We start from the raw sequence: 17,739 nt of genomic DNA on the forward strand, positions 1-17,739 counted from the left end.
TATTGACTCCAATATTCAAAACGAACTTTTTTTAATAAATCACATTTATGATATAATTGGCTAAACCACTTATGAATGGAATTATTTTTTCATTTTTTCCATTTCTTTTTTTATCATTTCATCACGGTTGTCATCCAATTTGTCAGTGAAAACAAAAACCCTAAGGAAATGACCCAATAACCCTATTCCCCAGAAAACTGTAATCCAATAGAACCACCATTCCCCTGGAGAAGTAAGAAAGTTCATAACTATGAAAATTACATTAACAATAATGAAACTCATCAAATGCTTATAGAAAGCAATTTTTTCATCAGCTCTTTTTTCAGCTCTTCTATACAAATCATCTTCAGACATGATTCCACATCACTACTTTTGAATTGACAAATTTTTCTAAATTTAGATAATTTAATTTCATCCACTTGGATAATATTAGTTCTGTTGACACTATTATTTAAATGAATATATTTCAATTATAACAAAATTTAGCATAACTAACACAAACAACCTAACTAAAAGTTACAATAAATTCAAAAAAAAATAATGAATAATACAAATTATTTTGAAAAAATATTAAATATCATTCCCCACTTATATTTACATAGTTGAAAAAGTTATAGGTTGTTAAAATTATGTTAATGAATGAGCAAACTAAATTAAATAAACATCATTACAGGATTTTTGCTTTGAGTTGGGCAGGTTGGGTCTTTGATTTCTATGATCTGGTTTTGTTTACCTTTTTAGTAACACAGCTTCAATCCAGCCTGCACTTTTCCGCAGAAATGCTTTCCTTATGTCTGGGTTTATCATTATTTGCCACAGGATTTGGAGGAATAATTTTTGGAGCATTAGGAGACCAATACGGTCGTAAAAAGGTATTGCAATGGACCATCATTATCTACTCGATAGGTACCCTTCTGTGTGCCTTCACATGGGACTTCTATTCTCTTTTAATATTCAGATTCATTACAGGTTTAGGTGTTGGTGGAGAATGGGCTACAGGCCAGACCTACATCAATGAAACATTCCCCGACAACCTGAGAGCCAAATTCGGAGCATTCATGCAATCCGGCGCACCAATTGGAGTGATTCTAGCTTCAATCGTGGGAGGATTAGTGACTCCCATCATCGGTTGGAGACTGACTTTTCTCGTTTCAATCATTCCAGCCCTTACAGTAATTTTTATAAGAAGATATCTTGATGAATCCGATGTCTGGCTACAAAACAAAGACAAATATGTCAACAAGAATATCCTAAAGGAATTCCGAGAATTAATCAGAGCAGAACACAGAAAAATATTCCTGATTTCATTGGTGTTATGTATATTCGGAATGTCCGCATACTGGTACACATATTCATGGTTGCCGACTTATCTTGAACAGGAACGAGGATTGGCATTGCTCGGTACCACATTTGGAGTCATCATAATCCAGATGGGTGATTTTACAGGTTATACTACATTCGGTTTCGTGGCCGAAAAGCTTGGAAGGCGTCCCGCATTTACCATATACAGTTTCATCATGGCATTGGGAATATCAATGATAACAATTTTCTGGAATCAGATTGTGCAGGTTCCCGAGTTGCTGTATGTATTCATGTTCCTGACAGGTTTCGGAACAGGATTCTTTGGAGGATTTGGAGCGCTATTCTCGGAGCTGTTCCCAACAAAAATCAGAAATACAGCTGTTGGAACGGTATTCAACCTTGCCCGTGGAGCTCAATTCATAACCCCCGTAATCATAACCACAGTTGCGACATACTTTGATTTAAGTTACGGAATAGCCATTGCAGCATTATTCGCCCTGCTTGTAGGTATTTGGATTTGGGTATTCCCTGAAACCAAAGGAACTGCAATTAATGACTTAGGTTGAAAAGACGATAGAGTAGATGAGCAATCATCTACTTACCTTTAATTTTTACACTCCCCATCACTATTAAAAAAAAATCAAATAATCCGACCGAAATACACCACATAATACTGAATTATAGAGTCAATTAAAATAAAGTTTTGATATTAAACACCACTTTAATCATAGCGGCATCAACATTGAGAAAAGTTGTTTTGGATTTTAATAGAAAGCAATTTTGGAATGTATATCAAAGAAGCAAATTATGCCATTATTCTAAAAAATCTTAAAATATCCGAGTTGAAAAATGATAGATGATAATTAAAATCTAATATTTAAAAAGAAAAAAAGGGAGGTTTATTTATACATCAGAGTATAATAAACCAGTTGCTCTAGCAGAGAAGAAGGTTATGTAAACCCCTAATATACCAAATAAGATTCCTCCAACGGTAGAATTCCATCTCATAATAGCGCCAACAATAAAGAACAGAACAAATGTAATAATGAAGACAATAATGACGAATAAAAGAAGTTTTACGATACCTATTCTTGAAATATCGCCAATTGCATCACCAATGGATAATGCATAACCTAAATCTTCAGTTTTTGCTAATCTGCATTGGCCCATCATCAATGCTAAAGCAAATACAATACCTACAATAGCAGAAATTATTAAAGATAACCATTGCTGGAAGATAACAGCTAAAATTGCACTGATAATGATTGGAATAATCATATAAACAATGGTTACAACGAAAAATTTCACTCCGTTGATGAATTGTCTTACAAAGTCAAGTCCAGGGGAGCCAGGATCCCTTTCAACAGCAAATTTTATAATATCCAATTCATAACCTGAAATTACAAATCCGACAATAAACGCTATAATAATACCTATAATTCCAGACCCAATTGCTGCAAAGACATTATTTGCCATAGCGCTTGCCATAACGGCAAAAATAGTTCCACCAGCAGCAATTCCTAGAATAATTCCTAAAATAACATATATAACTAATGCTTTAATATTATGAAATGGATAAACCAAAGCATCACTTATTATTTCGCCTAATTCCATTTTTTATTCTCCTTTTAAATTAATAAAACTCGAAATTATGAGTCATTTATACTTTTTTAAATAATACTATTTAAATTTAAGGAAACTTAATTGAAAGTGAACAAAAACAAGTAAAAGTCATTCCGGGAACGGATTCAAATGAAATCAAACCAGTTCCCGGATTCAAAATTTAGAACTGGACTAAATTTTCAGCTATTTTACAGCGATTGTGACTTTTTTGCTTGCTCCTTTGAAAACAGAGTTTCCTTTAAATTTAATTGTTGCTTTGAATTTGCCTTTTTTGGTCAATTTTTTGATTTTGAAAGTAGCTTTACCTTTGCTGTTTGTTTTGGCTTTATAGGTTTTGCCTTTAACCTTTAAGGTAACTTGTACTTTTTTAACTGCCTTGCCTTTGCTGATTTTCAAGGTTATTGAGTACTTTTTGACTTTCTTGGCTTTTTTGAAGGTTTTCTTCTTAGCAACGATTTTTGTTTTTTCCTTATTGATTGTTATTTTAACGGTTTTGGCAGCGGCATTGTAGTTGTCGCTTGTTAGTGTTATGAGCATATTCTTTTTACCTGCTTTGGCTGATTTCAATGCACTTGCAGTCAGGGAAATGCTTGCAACACCATTTACATTTGTGACAGCGGATCCAACAGCTTTGCCGTTTAATGTGAATGTTACCTTTTCACCAGCGACAGCCTTACCGTTTGAATCCTTAAGGGTTATGGAGTATTTATCACCATAGTTGATGACATATGCATTATTAGCTGCAGAAATCACCGCATCCTGTTTTAATACTGTGAATGAAACCGGTGCAATTGCAATACGCTGGTTTCCAATATATTTCACATCAACATTGTAGTTTCCTCCGTTCAAACCTGGAATTTCTATTGTTGCGGAGCCGTTAGATACCACAGCAGAATATTCTTTGCCGTTGATGATAACGGATAGTGTTCCATTGTTAAGTTGCACATTATTTTCATCAAAAACATTTGAAGAAATCTTTACTATTTCCCCATAGGTAATGTTGGAAACATTGAGATTTCTTAACTGCCCCTGGCCAACATTGATTAATGTGAGTGTTGCATTATTTTTTAAGGATACAAGATTTGTTCCGAGAGTTGCAACATTATCTGCAAAATCTGAATTGCTGAGTGTAAGATCTCCGCGAGTTAAAATCGCTCCACCATCATTAGCTCTATTGTTTGTGAAATTAGCCTGATTGACAGTTCCGTTCTGATTGAAATAGATTGCACCTCCGTAACTTGAAGCTGAGTTGTTAATGAAGTTAGCATTATTAAATTCACCAGAACCATAAACGTAAACCGCACCTCCAGAACTATCATTTGCAGAATTGCCGGTGAAATCACAATCGCTTATTTTTATATCATTGTCGGAGTAAATTGCTCCACCATGAGCTTCTGCTATATTATTGTTGAAGTTAGAATCACTAACTGTAGCGCTTTTCCAGAATTCGATTGCACCACCGGTTCTTGCACGGTTATCTGTGAAATTACAATTATCCACTTCAACGGTGCTAAAACCATATAATGAACCTCCCTTTTGAGCTTCATTACTGTTAAAGAGAGAATCTTTAACTATACCTTCACCATTAATGTAAACCGCACCTCCTTCATATGTGGCAGTATTGTTTACAAAATTAGAGCCAATTACAGTTCCATTACTTTCAAAGAGAATTGCACCTCCATAAATAGTAACAAGACCAGCAGGACCATAAGCGGAATTGTTTGTGAAATTGGAGTTAATGACAACTCCTTTTTCAATGAAATAAATTGCTCCTCCACATTCAGCATGATTATTTTTGAATGTGGCATTTTCAATGACACCCTCAACAGCAGCTATCGCACCACCATACTCAGCAAAGTTACCATTGAATTCACCATTAAAGACCAAATTATCAATGCTTTCAAAGAAAACAAGTGCACCACCATAGCTTGCATTATTGGTGATGAAATTACCGTTAAATGTAATGTCATGTGGAGTTTTCTTATAGTTTACTGCACCACCACGTTGATTAGCAGTGTTGTTAACAAAATCACAGGCGAATACGCAATTGCTTGACACATCAGTGAAGGTTATCGCCCCACCGTTACCGTTAGTATCAATTTCAGGATCATGTCCCAGAGCAGAGTTATTGACAAAAGAACCTGTGAAATTATTGCCATCAGTAGTGCCAAAGAAAACAATTGCTCCTCCAGATATATTAGCTACATTAGAGCTGAAACTACAATTGAATTTGTTATTGGTTGCCTTATTGTAAAAGAAAATTGCTCCACCTTGATGAGCATAGTTACCTGTGAAAATACTTTCAAATTGATTGCCTTCAGCAGCGTTACGGAAAAATATTGCTCCACCACTGGCACCAATTGCCCTATTATTATAAAATTCAGCAGAAATTATGTTATTTGAAGACTTATTTTGGAAACATAATGCTCCACCAATTCTTTCAGCAACATTGCCTTCAAAATATCCATTAATTATGACATTATCAGTTTCATTGTTGAAGAATATTGCTCCACCCCTATATGCAGCATTATCAATGAATGTAGCATTGAATCTGCAATCTGAAATAGGACCTCCAACATATATCGCACCACCATGCTGGACAGCAGTGTTAGCGACAAATGTGGCATTTTCAACAAATCCGTTTTTAAAAGCTATTGCACCACCATAAACAGCGCTATTGCCTACAAATTCACTACTATTGAATACAACATTGTCCATGCTTTCAAAGAAATTAACTCCGCCACCATATTCGGCTGTATTGTTAATGAAACTGCAGTTGAATGTGATGTTATGTGGAGTCTCCCTGTAGTTTACACCCCCTCCTGTTTTGTTAGCAGTGTTGTTAATGAAGTCACATGTAAACATGCTGTTACTTGATACACCCTTGAAGGTTATCGCACCGCCATTACCGTTAACAGGATCAAGTAGTCCGAAAGCGGAGTTGTTGATGAAACGGCCTGTGAAATTATTGTTGTCTGTAGCGCTGTAGAAAAACATTGCTCCTCCACAGGAATTGGCCACATTAAAACTGAAATCACAATCGAATCTATTATTTATTGCCTTATTTGAAAAGAAGATTGCTCCACCATAACCTGCACGGTTTCCTCTGAAAACACTTTTAAATCGATTATTTTCAGCAATATTGCGGAAAAATATTGCTCCACCACTGGCATCGAGACCTGCCCTATTATTATAAAATTCAGCGGAAATTATGTTATTTAAAGATTTGGCCTGGAAACATAATGCTCCACCAATTCTTTGAGCTTCATTATCCTCAAAATATCCATTAATTACAAGGTTATCAGTTTCATTGTTGAAAAATATTGCTCCACCCTGTTTTGCAGTATTATTAATGAATGTGGAATTGAATTTGCAATCTGAAACTGGGATTCCAACATATATCGCACCACCCTGTCCTGCAGCAGTGTTATTGATAAATTCACAACCCAGTATGTTTAAACTACCATAAGCGCATATTGCTCCACCGTTGTCGGCAGAATATCCGTTTAAAAATTTAATGTTTTTTAAAGTGACATTGTTTGAGGTTATATTGAATATGCGGGCCTGTCCTGCACCGTCAATTGTGTGGCCGTCACCGTCAATCACAATATTATCCTTTGTAATTTGGATTCCACCCTTGTACGCAGAATCGCTGGAATCATATGCATAATCTTTCTTTAGTGTAAAATTTTCCCCAACAGGAATTTTACTGATTTCGTCATTTAAATCTGTGAAATTGCTAATTTCACTTGTACCCTGGTCATTTTCCAATATTGCCTTATCAGTCTGATTGAAATCTGCAGCATTTACAGATGCTAAACCGATTAGAACAAATATGATCAGTATCGTAAAAATAACTTTAGATTTAATAAGCATCCCTCCTAAATCAATTAATTACTTGTTCAATAAACTAAAAAAAAATTAGTTATTAATATCTTATTTAAAAAGATTACTATAAATAATTTACCAGTGATATCAAATTCAGCACCAATGAATATGATAAAATGACCGTTTACAAATCCTGCAATTCCTTGAATGATTTATTTAAAATTAAGTCAATTATATATACTTTTAAAAAATAATATATTAATACAAAGAATAATCTGCGATATGATGGAATATGAACCATGCCGCTTCCCATATCGGCAGGAGCATTAATTTCATTTTACAGGCAACTTCCGATTCACAGGAAGGCTTGCCTGACCAGATAGAAAACATGGAGAAAAATTAATGGGAAAGACTAGAGTAGAATGGATTGATTTGGTACGTGCAATAGCGATACTGACTGTTCTATACATTCACGCTACAGACGGGATTTATATCATCTCATCAGATTCAATAATGTATTACACAACATTCTCAAGAATATTCAATTTCGCATCCCTATTTATCGGACGTATTGGAGTTCCATTCTTTTTAATGATTACAGGTTACCTGTTACTTGATAGATCATACGACGATGACCGTGTTCGTAATTTTTGGAATAAAAACTGTAAGGGTTTAATCATCGTTACAGTCATCTGGGCTGCGATTTATGCAATCAGCCTGCAGTTCATTACGGTTGGAAGTGCTCAGGTTAACATAAGTGAAGCCGGAAACCTATTTTTCAGCCACATGTGGTATATGCCAATGATTATCGGAATGTATCTTTCAATGCCATTTGTTTCAAATGCCCTTGAAAGATTCAGCAGCGATACAATCTGGCAGGCCACAATCGTATTTTCACTTTTGGCGTTCCTGCTTCCATTCATCACTATCGTATTGTCCATGCACGGAATTGAAAATGTCAATATCCAGTACTGCCTCGGATTCAGTGGCGGAATTTATGGAATATATATTATTTTAGGATATTTAGTTAAAAAAGGACAATTTAAGCACTATGACAGCATAAAATTAGGATTGATAGCTCTCATCTCATTCATGATATGTCTATTCTTCCAATACTATGCATTTACAAAAGGATATGACTTCCATTTATGGTACGAATTCCCATTCATTCTAACCGGTTCATTTGCATTGTTTGAACTGTGTTCCAGAATGGGCAAAGTCAGAGCCTACCCAATAGTTACCTTTTTATCAAAATATTCATTTGCAGTGTTTTTAGTGCACAACCTGTTTAGACTGCCTTTGCTTCCACTTGTCGTTAAACTACCATACACAGAACCTGTTAAGGCAATAATTCTTTGGATTTTACTGATAATATTCAGTTACATTGCTGTCGTGATTATCTATAGAATCCCTAAATTTGGAAAATATATATTGTATATGAGATAATTAATCAATTATCTCTTCTATTTCTTTAAATGCTTTTTTTGCTTCAGATGATGGGAATAACGGATAAATATGAAATAATCCTTTGCCTTCAATGAATTTTACATCAACATTGCTCATCTTAAGCTTTTCCACATACAGTTTAATGTCCTTGTAGAATATCTCGGAAGTTCCTGCAAAAATCAGCGTTTGAGCCTGACCTTCCAAATCGCCGTAAAGAGGACTTACCCTGTAATCCTTCGTATCCAAATCCCCCGCCCAGGACTTTCCGATTTCACGAAGGCCAACATCACCCAAAATCGGATCATTTTCACTATCATAAGGCAAATTGCTCATTGAAATGTCAACCCACGGGGAAAAGGCAATTATCCTGCTTGGCTGAGGAAGTCCAACGGTTTTCAAGTATTGTGCAAAGGAAAGGACAAATCCTCCTCCTGCAGAATCGCCCATCAATATCAGATTTTCATGATTTAGGGTTTTGTATATTTCAGTCATCATACCATAGGTTTCCATTGCATTATGCCTGGGAGCCAGCGGATAAACGGGAGCTATGACATAAGCGTCCAATTTTCGAGACAGCTTACGGCAATACAATAAATGCTGATAGTTTATCTCATTGACATAAGCACCGCCATGCATGAATATGATGGTGTTTTTGGCATTTTCATTTCCAAAAGTGTAGAGTTGAGAGTCAGACATTTTAAAGATGCCTTTAGGAGGTTTTTGATCAGGATTATTTCTTAAAAAATTATCAACCTCTTCCTTTGAATCCATATATCCAGGTTTAGTATGTCTTAAGATAGCCTCTTCCATTTTTGCCATGAATGACTTATTATCAGACATAATCCTCTCCAAAATTAATCTTTAGCAATCAGATAAGCGTCATAAGCGGCATAAATGCTGATGAGAATATCAATGATATAATAGAATGAATTTAAAATCGAATCAACAAAAAAATTTCCAATTATCGCTAGTGAAACAAATGCAACAAGGAAATAAATAATTCCTTTTTTAATGTTTCTTGCATAAACCTGACCCAATCCCGGAATGAAAAACGATAAAATCGCCGCCAAATATTTATTTGCCATTTAATCACCTTTTATATTATTTAATTTTCTCACATTTTCATAAAAGATTACAAATAATGTTATACAATATACTTTTTTTATCTATATTATTTATATTTTTAAATTAAACCAACTTTAAAATCCCGAAATAACGAAAAAAAAATCAACATATTTTAATATTATAATATTCAATACTTTATTCAGCAAATGTTTTTTAATGTGATTAAAATGGATATCACAAAAAAGTATAATCAAAAGGAACTGACATTATCCGTTGAAGGGCGCATTGATACAATCACCTCAAAAGACCTTGAAAATGCAATTGATGAAGAATTCGGTAATTTTGATTCATTAACAATGGATTTTACCCATGTAAATTATATTTCAAGTGCAGGACTTAGAGTTCTGATTGTAGCACATAAGAAATTAAAAAACGAGGATATCCCATTTTCAATCAAAAATGTTAATAATACCATTGGTGAAATTTTTGGGATATCCTGTCTTGACAAGATTTTAAAGATAGCATGAATTCAATAACACTAAAACCAGAAATACAGGAATTATATACCTTAAACGAGTTCATTTCAAATGAACTTCAAGAAGAAAACCTTCAAGTCAATTTAATTGTTGAAGAGATATTCGCCAACATCGTCAATTATTCAAATACTGATTATATAACTGTCAATGTGGAATATGAAACTCCAACGCTAACTGTGGAGTTTATTGACAATGGCATTGAATTTAATCCTCTTTTAAAGGAAAGTCCTAAAACTCCAAAAAATATTGAAGAAGCCGAAATTGGAGGGCTTGGAATCTTTTTAACCAAGGAACTGGCTGACGAACTTGAATACAAATATGAAAATGATGAAAATCATCTTATAATTATTAAAAACGTGGAATGATGAAATCTAAACCGGCCAAAGTGGCAATATCATTTATAACAATCATAGTGATAAATATTTTACTATGCCCATTCTCTGGATTTGGATTTGAAAATCCTCATGTCGGATTTTTATTTGTTCTGGGATTGGCGTTTGGACCATACGGCGCGTTAGGTGCAGTATTAGGAAATATAGTTATAGATTTAGTGAGTGGCTATGGACCTGTAGAAATATTGCCTTCAGCAATTATCAGTTTTGGAGTTTCATATTTGGCATACAAACTTTGGTACTCCGGTTTTAAAACAGACAAAGTCACAAAACCCAGATTGGATAACATTTACCACCTTCTGCTGTTTTTATCAAGTCTGGTGATATGCACACTTATTTATTCATCCACCCATGCAACACTGATAGGTATTTTCTACACCACAGTATTGGACGAATACCATTTCGTATCATATTTCATGAACTTTATCAACATCGGATTTATCTTCGGAGTGCTGGTCATCTGGCTTTCTAAAAAATTCGATTTCATTGAGGTTCCGAAAGCATCAAAAACACCAGTCAATAAAAAATTGTACTGGCTGTTAATACGGTTATTGCTGCTCATGACAGTTATTTCATCAATAACCCTTCTCATAAGCCAGAACGAGACTATTCTAATTGTAAATCTATTGATAATGCAGATTTTATTATTTGCTTATCTGACAAGACCCATTGAGCATGAAGTGCAACCGAATGCTGAAAACACAATGACAGAAAAGATTCTGAACAATTTCCTTATACTGACATTGATAATAGCCAGTTTCGGAGTGTTGGTTTCCATTTTAAATTATTCGTATTTAGAATCCCTACCGAATATAAACCAATATCTGGTGCTGATGCCTACACTCATAATAACCGACATATCCCTAATACTGTTCTTCATTCCATGCATCATTATTTTAAGATATATTGAAACCAAAGTGATTCAGCCCATTTCATCATTTTCTGAAATTGAATCATTCATTGTTGGCGAAAACGAAAAAATCGAAGCTGAAGGATTGCTGAATGTCTATTCCAAATATGTCAATGAGAATAGTGAAATCGGAACGCTCGCCAGGTCATATACTCACCTGATCAATTCCAATAATCACTATATTGAAAATATCCGCAGAATTGAAGGTGAGCAAAAGCGAATTGAAGCCGAACTGGACATTGCAACAAAAATTCAGGCTGAAAATCTGCCGACAGAAGTTATTGAAACCGATGACTTCATTGTAAACGGATATTCCAAGCCGGCCAAGGAAGTTGGAGGAGACTTTTTTGATTACTATATTTTGGATGAAAATCATTTAGCCGTTGTCATAGGTGACGTGTCAGGCAAAGGTGTTCCCGCAGCAATTCTTGCAATGATAAGTCAAGTAATGATAAAACAACTCCTTACGAATAACCCTGACCCTGCAAAAGTCCTATACCTGCTGAACAATCAGCTATGTGAGAACAATTCCGAGGCAATGTTTGTCACGTTATGGCTAGGAATATATAACAAATCAACCAACAAATTGATATTTTCCAATGCAGGACATAATCCACCATTAATAAAAGAGAATGGTAAATTTAAATTTGCAAATATCGATTCCGGAATTGTGATTGGAATAATGGAAGACTTTGACTATGTTACAGAGGAAATGACATTAACTGAGGAATTGGTATTATACACAGACGGAATAACCGATGCAAACAACATTGACGGCAAAATGTACGGTGAAGACGGAATTTTAAACTTCCTGAATGGATTTGAAAGTGATGACGATCCGGTTGGCCCTCTATTAAATGATATCCGTGGCTTTACCGGAGATGCCGAACAGTTCGATGACATGACATTATTGAATTTGAAGATAAAATGATTAAATTAGCCTACTGCAATGTGGAAAACCTGAATTTGAAAAAAGCTTACGGGCTAGTTTCAAAAAATCGTCAGGAAAAGATTGATTTTTACCGATTTGAGAAAGACAAAAAACAGAGTGCCGGAGCATATCTTCTATTAAAAAAACTGTTATCCGAAGAAAATGTAACAGACCCAATTTTCAAGACCGCAAAATATGGCAAGGCCTACATATCCAACATTGAGAGCATCCACTTTAACATGAGCCATTCCGGCAGGATGGTCCTATGCGCCCTGTCCGATATGGAAGTTGGGGCAGACATTGAATACAATGACCCCGAAATTGACTTAAGCATTGCCGAGCACTACTTCTACAACAGCGAATATGAAAGCATAATGAATTCCGCCAATCCGGCGGATGAGTTCTTCAAATACTGGGTTTTAAAGGAAAGCTATATGAAATACACCGGCCTTGGAATGAACCTGAATTTAAACAGCTTTGAAATAATAATTGAAGATGAAATCAGACTAAAAAACGATGAGGAAAATTTGAAATTTAATCTCTTCAACATCAAAAACTACAAAATAGGAATTGCAAGCCATTACAATGTATCCGATTTGGTCGAATATGATGTTGATGAGCTATATTAGGAAATATCCAAAGGCAAATCGCCGATTACTTTACCCTTACGGTTAATTTCAATTGTATCTTCAAGGCGAACTCCAAATTCCCCCTCAAGATATATTCCCGGCTCCACAGTTATCACCATGCCTTTTTCGATTACGGTTTCATCACGTGTTGAAAAACCGGGGGTTTCATGAATGTCAAGGCCCAAACTATGGCCTGTTGAGTGTATGAATTTATCGCCGTAACCATAATCGGAAATGATGTCCCTTGCGACCTTATCCACTTCACAGCATTTGATGCCCGGTTTTGCTGCCTTAATGGCTTTGTCATGCGCTTCGGCCACAATATCCCAGATTTCCTGTTGGCCTTCAGTATAAACCATTGTACGGGTGTTGTCTGAACAGTACCCCTCAAAAACAGCTCCCCAATCTATCAGGATTGGCTGGTCCAGACTTTTGGCCTGAGGAATTGCATGAGGCAAGCTTGAATTGGATCCGCTTGTCACAATGGTGTCGAATGATTCCTTATCCGCACCATTTTCAATCATCAGACGGACAAGGTCAAAGGCCACCTCCTTTTCGCTGCCCCCATTATTCAATATATCCAATTGAAGGAAAGATTTTTGAGCAATTTCGGTTGCCTTTGAAATCCTTGCGATTTCATCCGGGGTCTTGATCATTCTTTGCTTGTCAACGTAAGTTCTGGAATCGATTTTGAAATCGTCCCTGAATTTGACATATGTGCTGAAGGGCAATGTAGGTTCAATGGCCATATTCCTAATGCCTTCGCTTTTCAATTCCCCAATCATCACATCAAAGGATTCATATTCCCTGACTTCAACTGAAGAGTCATTGCCTGCCAATTCCATATCCATCTTGGAGGCATAAATAATCGGATCCTCCTTTATTATCAAGAATGCAAAGCTTGTTGGCCTGTAGCCTGAGATGTATTCGACATTTGTAAACTGAGTAAGCATATATGCCTGAAAATCATCCTTTCTCAAATCATTTAATATATTGTCAACATGTGATTCCATAGTTAATATTAGAAAAAACTTTATATATAAAATTAGATATTTTAACATTATGATTAAGTTTACAAGTAGTGAAGTGAGAGATTTAATAATTGCATTTATCGTAATTTCACTGTGTTTTGCAATTGCAAATGCCGGAAGAAACATGAATGCAATATTGACCATCCTTCCATACATTATGGTCGGCGTCGGTACCGGTTTCATCCTCCACGAGCTTGGACATAAGCTTGTGTCAATGAAATACGGATACTGGGCAGAATTCAAATTATGGCCTCAAGGATTGATATTTGCACTTATAACCTCATTTTTCGGTTTTGTATTTGCGGCACCAGGTGCAGTATATACCTACGCAAACCACATGACCGATGAGATAAACGGTAAAATCTCAATTGCAGGACCTGTTGTCAATATCATCCTCACATTGATATTTCTGGCAATCGGAATTGCGGTCTATCGCTCCGCATTTACCTCACAGACTGCAGTAATAATATTTACCGTCTGTCTGGTGGGCTATTCAGTCAACAGCTTTTTGGCAGTGTTCAACCTGCTTCCTATTGGAAACCTTGACGGATCCAAAGTTCTGAGATGGAATGTGGGAATCTGGATTGTCACAATAGCTATCGCAGCAGCACTTACTGCAGCATCCATGACAATAGGCTTTGAGAATATCGTAAGAATTATTATGGGAATAGCATGACCGATGAATTGACATACTTCAAAGGAACACACAGAGTAATCGCTCCCGAAAAGACCATTGAAAACAATGAGGACAAGCTGAAGACAGCCGGAATCACACGTATTGCAGACATTACAGACCTGGACAGAATAGGCCTTCCAATCTATACCGCAATCAGGCCAACCGCAGAAGATGGTGCAGTGAGCATTTACGGTGGAAAGGGAATTGCCAAAGACCACGCAAGAGCATCTGCAATGATGGAAGGCTTTGAAAGGTATTCCGCTGAAAGGCAGGACAGCGATGAAACTAAAATCGCCACAGTGGAGGAGATTTCCGAATTGGGAGAGTTCATAAATCCCGAATCCCTGAATCTGCCGAAGGATTTTAAAAAGCAGAATCTGGATTCCATGAAGCTGGAATGGAGCACTGCAAAAGACATAATTTCAGATAAGGAATATTTCATCCCGACAAATGCGATTTACCATCCTTATATCCATGGAAACGATTGTGAAAGCCTCTTCAAGTCAAATACCAATGGCCTTGCATCAGGAAATGTTCTGGAGGAAGCAATCCTGCATGGAATATTTGAAGTGATTGAACGTGATGCATGGAGCATATTTGAGCTTACACACAAGAACTATGCCCAAATTGATTCAGCAAGCATTGAAAGCGACATTGTCAATGAGACAATCGACAAGTTCGAATCAGAAGGCATTAAAATCAAGCTGATGGACTTTACAGCAGACATCAATGTTCCGACAATCGCCGCATCAGCAGACGATACAGTCACACGGGATGCGGGTCTTTTAACCCTGGGAATGGGAACACATCTTGATCCGGAAGTTGCAATCCTGAGGGCATTGACTGAAGTGGCCCAGAGCAGAGCGACACAAATCAACGGTGCCCGTGAAGACACAGTCAGAGCAGACTTTGCCCGTGAGGCAGGATATGAGCGCATGAAACGCATCAACAAATACTACTTCAGGGACGAAGATGAAAAGATATCCCTTTCAAGCATTGAAAACAAGTCAACAACATCAATCACAAAGGATCTGGAAATTGTAAAAGAGGAATTGATTGGTAATGATATCGACAAGATCCTATATCACGATTTGACCCGTCCGGAGCTTGATGTCAGTGTTGTTCGTGTCATAATTCCTGAAATGGAGCTTTTCGCACTTGACCCATCAAGGGCAGGATACAGATTTTTGAAAGTATGATAAAATGGTTAAGATAATAGTTTATACCGGCCTGTCACTTCCCTTTGACGAGGCAAAAGAAATTCTCGATTCCACCGAGGATGTGGAAGTGATTTATAAAAGGCCTATTCAGAGAGGAGATTTGGGACCTGCCCTGAAAGAGCGTCCGAACATCATCGCAATAATTGATGGAGTGTTTCACCAGAGCTCCGCTGTGGGACACAAGGAAATACTCAACGTGATGAAAAGCGGCGTTAAGGTATACGGCGCTTCAAGCATGGGTGCATTAAGGGCATCCGAACTTGACACATTAGGAATGGTTGGAGTGGGATATGTCTATACCCAATATGCCACAGGAGAGGTTGACTCCGACGATGACGTGGCAGTGATGCTTGACAGCGAGACCCTTGAAGCACTGTCCGTTCCGCTGATTAATATGAAGTATGTCTTTACCAATGCTGCTGAGGAAAACATCATTACTGAAGATGAAAGGGACGAACTGCTTAAGATTGCCAAAAAGACATTCTATCCCAAAAGAAACTATTCGCAAACATTAAGAGAATCCGAATTGGACGATGATAAAAAATCGGAGCTGATTGATTTCATCAGAACATCACCTGACATTAAAAAGGAAGATGCAAAAGACCTTCTTAAAGTAATCAAAAAAGAAATTGATGAAACTAACTAGCATCATCCACATTACAAAACTCTTTTTAACGGAAATTTATTGAATGATTAACTAAAATGAAATCATGATTAATTAAAATGATAATGTTGATGAAACTTTACTTTAAATTCATCACAAAATTAAAATGCTAAAAGAAAAATAGATAATGGGAAATGAATTATTTTTCATTCATTTCACGATACTTTTTCAGGACAATGTCCGGAGTTTCGATAACATGATCAAAACTTGTTGAAAATTCATTGGCCTCAAAATCACTTTCGACTTTGCGGATTCCACTCAAAGAAAATGAACAACCCTCAATCTTAAATCCGACATCATCTGCAATGACAGAAATCAGATTGACTTCAATTTCAGAAGCCTTCTCCAAAACCTGGTTTGCCTTAACCTCATATTTCAGGTTCAATGTCTTGTGAGGCAATATTTCATTGATTGTCCTTTTGATGACCGAATCGAAAAGCTCTAAAAATTTTATGGCAGGAGGCAAGTCATTAGCCCACCAATAAGTAATTACAGAGTTCAATACTATTTCATGTTCAGAATAATCATCATACAATCTTGCACGAACGCCAACAGTACTTTCATCTGCTTTGATGACCAATACTGGACTAACAGCCATTATACCACTATTCGTTTTTAACTAATGCTTTGATTAAATCACTGGCCCTTACAAGACCGACCAAATCTCCTTCAACACCGATTACAGGAATTTGCTCAATGTTTAGGGATTTCATTTTTTTAGCACAGTCGGAAACTTTAGTTTTGGAATTGGCCACTTCAACATTGCTTACAGCAACATCAGCAACAGTCTTGTCAGCGAATTTTAAACTGTTTTTCTCAATGTACAATACTGAAGTACTGTCCCAGGACCATTTGTCACCTTCGGTTCCAACGGTGGAACTGTGTTCGCTTCTCTCAGAGATAATTTCAATTTCAGAAATGAAATCGGTTTCAGTCAGGATACCTGACAATTTGGCATCGTCGTCAAGTGCCAGAATTGATTTCAGTCCGAACTGATTCATGGTTTCAAAAGCGACATTCAAAGGAGCTTTTTCCCAGGTTGTCGGAACGGTAGTAATCATATAATTTTCAACAGCATCGTGTACTTCAATTTTGGTTAAAGCTTTAGACACTAAATCGAATGAAGTGATAATGCCCACTAATTCACCATCATCATTTACAACAGGAACTCTTCTAACATTATTTTCCATCATAACGCGAGCAGCATCAACTACATCGTCACCAGGTTTGACGGTGATTAACTCTCTGGTCATTAACATTGCAATTTGTTCTTCATCAGGATTATTAATTAAATCAGAACGAGTTACTAGTCCTACTAAAATATCAGTATCCTCTTTAACTACAGGAAGTACTGCCTTGTTTTCTTTTCTCATTAAGTCTAAAACTTTTTCCCGGTTTCCTGGAACGGAAACGCTAACTACATTTTTAGACATTGTTCTTTTAACTAACATAAAAACACCTTTTATAAAATACAATAATAATTATA

17 protein-coding genes are annotated in these 17,739 nt (G+C 36.3%); 9 read left to right on the plus strand and 8 right to left on the minus strand.

Annotated elements, in window-relative coordinates:
• Positions 1 to 81 precede the first annotated feature (81 nt).
• Complete coding sequence (locus QZ138_RS02885; protein WP_292601649.1) at positions 82 to 354, minus strand: 2TM domain-containing protein; 273 nt, start codon at positions 352 to 354, stop codon at positions 82 to 84.
• A gap of 281 nt (positions 355 to 635) precedes the next feature.
• On the opposite strand from QZ138_RS02885, the gene QZ138_RS02890 reads away from it, so the two are divergent.
• Positions 636 to 1,868: an MFS transporter gene (locus QZ138_RS02890; protein WP_292886013.1), complete on the plus strand. Its 1,233-nt coding sequence runs from the start codon at positions 636 to 638 to the stop codon at positions 1,866 to 1,868.
• 337 nt (positions 1,869 to 2,205) lie between these two features.
• On the opposite strand, the gene QZ138_RS02895 is transcribed toward QZ138_RS02890, so the two are convergent.
• The gene (locus tag QZ138_RS02895) at positions 2,206 to 2,916 is read right to left on the minus strand and encodes a DUF4013 domain-containing protein (protein WP_292886015.1); all 711 of its coding nucleotides are present in this window, start codon (positions 2,914 to 2,916) and stop codon (positions 2,206 to 2,208) included.
• Positions 2,917 to 3,108: 192 nt separating this feature from the next.
• On the minus strand, positions 3,109 to 6,801 hold the full coding sequence (locus QZ138_RS02900) for a hypothetical protein (protein ID WP_292886017.1): 3,693 nt from the start codon (positions 6,799 to 6,801) through the stop codon (positions 3,109 to 3,111).
• Between the two features lie 354 nt (positions 6,802 to 7,155).
• Between QZ138_RS02900 and QZ138_RS02905 the strand changes: the two genes are divergently transcribed.
• Positions 7,156 to 8,199 carry an acyltransferase gene (locus QZ138_RS02905; protein ID WP_292886020.1) on the plus strand — a complete coding sequence of 348 codons (1,044 nt, stop codon included), beginning with the start codon at positions 7,156 to 7,158 and terminating at the stop codon, positions 8,197 to 8,199.
• On the opposite strand, the gene QZ138_RS02910 is transcribed toward QZ138_RS02905, so the two are convergent.
• Both QZ138_RS02910 and QZ138_RS02915 read right to left on the minus strand, forming a co-directional pair.
• Positions 8,200 to 9,039, minus strand: coding sequence for an alpha/beta hydrolase fold domain-containing protein (locus QZ138_RS02910; RefSeq protein WP_292886022.1), 840 nt, complete (start codon positions 9,037 to 9,039; stop codon positions 8,200 to 8,202).
• Between the two features lie 14 nt (positions 9,040 to 9,053).
• Positions 9,054 to 9,284 (minus strand): hypothetical protein, encoded by a 231-nt coding sequence (locus tag QZ138_RS02915; protein WP_292886024.1) that lies wholly within the window; start codon positions 9,282 to 9,284, stop codon positions 9,054 to 9,056.
• 207 nt (positions 9,285 to 9,491) lie between these two features.
• Between QZ138_RS02915 and QZ138_RS02920 the strand changes: the two genes are divergently transcribed.
• Genes QZ138_RS02920 through QZ138_RS02935 form a run of 4 tightly spaced genes read left to right on the plus strand, consistent with a single transcriptional unit; the run spans position 9,492 to position 12,662 of the window.
• Complete coding sequence (locus QZ138_RS02920; protein ID WP_292886026.1) at positions 9,492 to 9,791, plus strand: STAS domain-containing protein; 300 nt, start codon at positions 9,492 to 9,494, stop codon at positions 9,789 to 9,791.
• A complete protein-coding gene (locus tag QZ138_RS02925; protein ID WP_292886029.1) occupies positions 9,788 to 10,165 on the plus strand; it encodes an ATP-binding protein in 378 nt (125 codons plus the stop codon). The genes QZ138_RS02920 and QZ138_RS02925 overlap by 4 nt, the downstream gene beginning before the upstream one ends.
• Positions 10,165 to 12,033, plus strand: coding sequence for a PP2C family protein-serine/threonine phosphatase (locus QZ138_RS02930; RefSeq protein ID WP_292886032.1), 1,869 nt, complete (start codon positions 10,165 to 10,167; stop codon positions 12,031 to 12,033). Before QZ138_RS02925 ends, QZ138_RS02930 begins: the two co-directional genes overlap by 1 nt.
• Positions 12,030 to 12,662 carry a 4'-phosphopantetheinyl transferase superfamily protein gene (locus QZ138_RS02935; RefSeq protein ID WP_292886034.1) on the plus strand — a complete coding sequence of 211 codons (633 nt, stop codon included), beginning with the start codon at positions 12,030 to 12,032 and terminating at the stop codon, positions 12,660 to 12,662. Before QZ138_RS02930 ends, QZ138_RS02935 begins: the two co-directional genes overlap by 4 nt.
• On the opposite strand, the gene QZ138_RS02940 is transcribed toward QZ138_RS02935, so the two are convergent.
• Entirely contained in the window at positions 12,659 to 13,684 is a 1,026-nt protein-coding gene (locus QZ138_RS02940) for an aminopeptidase P family protein (RefSeq protein WP_292886095.1), read from the minus strand. The genes QZ138_RS02935 and QZ138_RS02940 overlap by 4 nt on opposite strands.
• 40 nt (positions 13,685 to 13,724) lie before the next feature.
• Between QZ138_RS02940 and QZ138_RS02945 the strand changes: the two genes are divergently transcribed.
• From QZ138_RS02945 to QZ138_RS02955, 3 genes are read left to right on the plus strand one after another with little or no spacing between them, the layout of a single operon-like run.
• The gene (locus QZ138_RS02945; RefSeq protein ID WP_292886037.1) at positions 13,725 to 14,369 is read left to right on the plus strand and encodes a site-2 protease family protein; all 645 of its coding nucleotides are present in this window, start codon (positions 13,725 to 13,727) and stop codon (positions 14,367 to 14,369) included.
• The gene (locus QZ138_RS02950) at positions 14,366 to 15,568 is read left to right on the plus strand and encodes a YcaO-related McrA-glycine thioamidation protein (RefSeq protein WP_292886040.1); all 1,203 of its coding nucleotides are present in this window, start codon (positions 14,366 to 14,368) and stop codon (positions 15,566 to 15,568) included. Before QZ138_RS02945 ends, QZ138_RS02950 begins: the two co-directional genes overlap by 4 nt.
• 4 nt (positions 15,569 to 15,572) lie before the next feature.
• Positions 15,573 to 16,235, plus strand: a complete 663-nt coding sequence (locus QZ138_RS02955; protein ID WP_292886043.1) for a TfuA-related McrA-glycine thioamidation protein — start codon at positions 15,573 to 15,575, stop codon at positions 16,233 to 16,235.
• A gap of 157 nt (positions 16,236 to 16,392) precedes the next feature.
• On the opposite strand, the gene QZ138_RS02960 is transcribed toward QZ138_RS02955, so the two are convergent.
• On the minus strand, positions 16,393 to 16,851 hold the full coding sequence (locus tag QZ138_RS02960) for a hypothetical protein (protein ID WP_292886046.1): 459 nt from the start codon (positions 16,849 to 16,851) through the stop codon (positions 16,393 to 16,395).
• Between the two features lie 7 nt (positions 16,852 to 16,858).
• Positions 16,859 to 17,704: a CBS domain-containing protein gene (locus tag QZ138_RS02965; protein ID WP_292601615.1), complete on the minus strand. Its 846-nt coding sequence runs from the start codon at positions 17,702 to 17,704 to the stop codon at positions 16,859 to 16,861.
• Positions 17,705 to 17,739 lie beyond the last annotated feature (35 nt).

The organism is Methanobrevibacter sp. UBA212 (assembly GCF_905233225.1).
Lineage (GTDB): Archaea > Methanobacteriota > Methanobacteria > Methanobacteriales > Methanobacteriaceae > Methanocatella.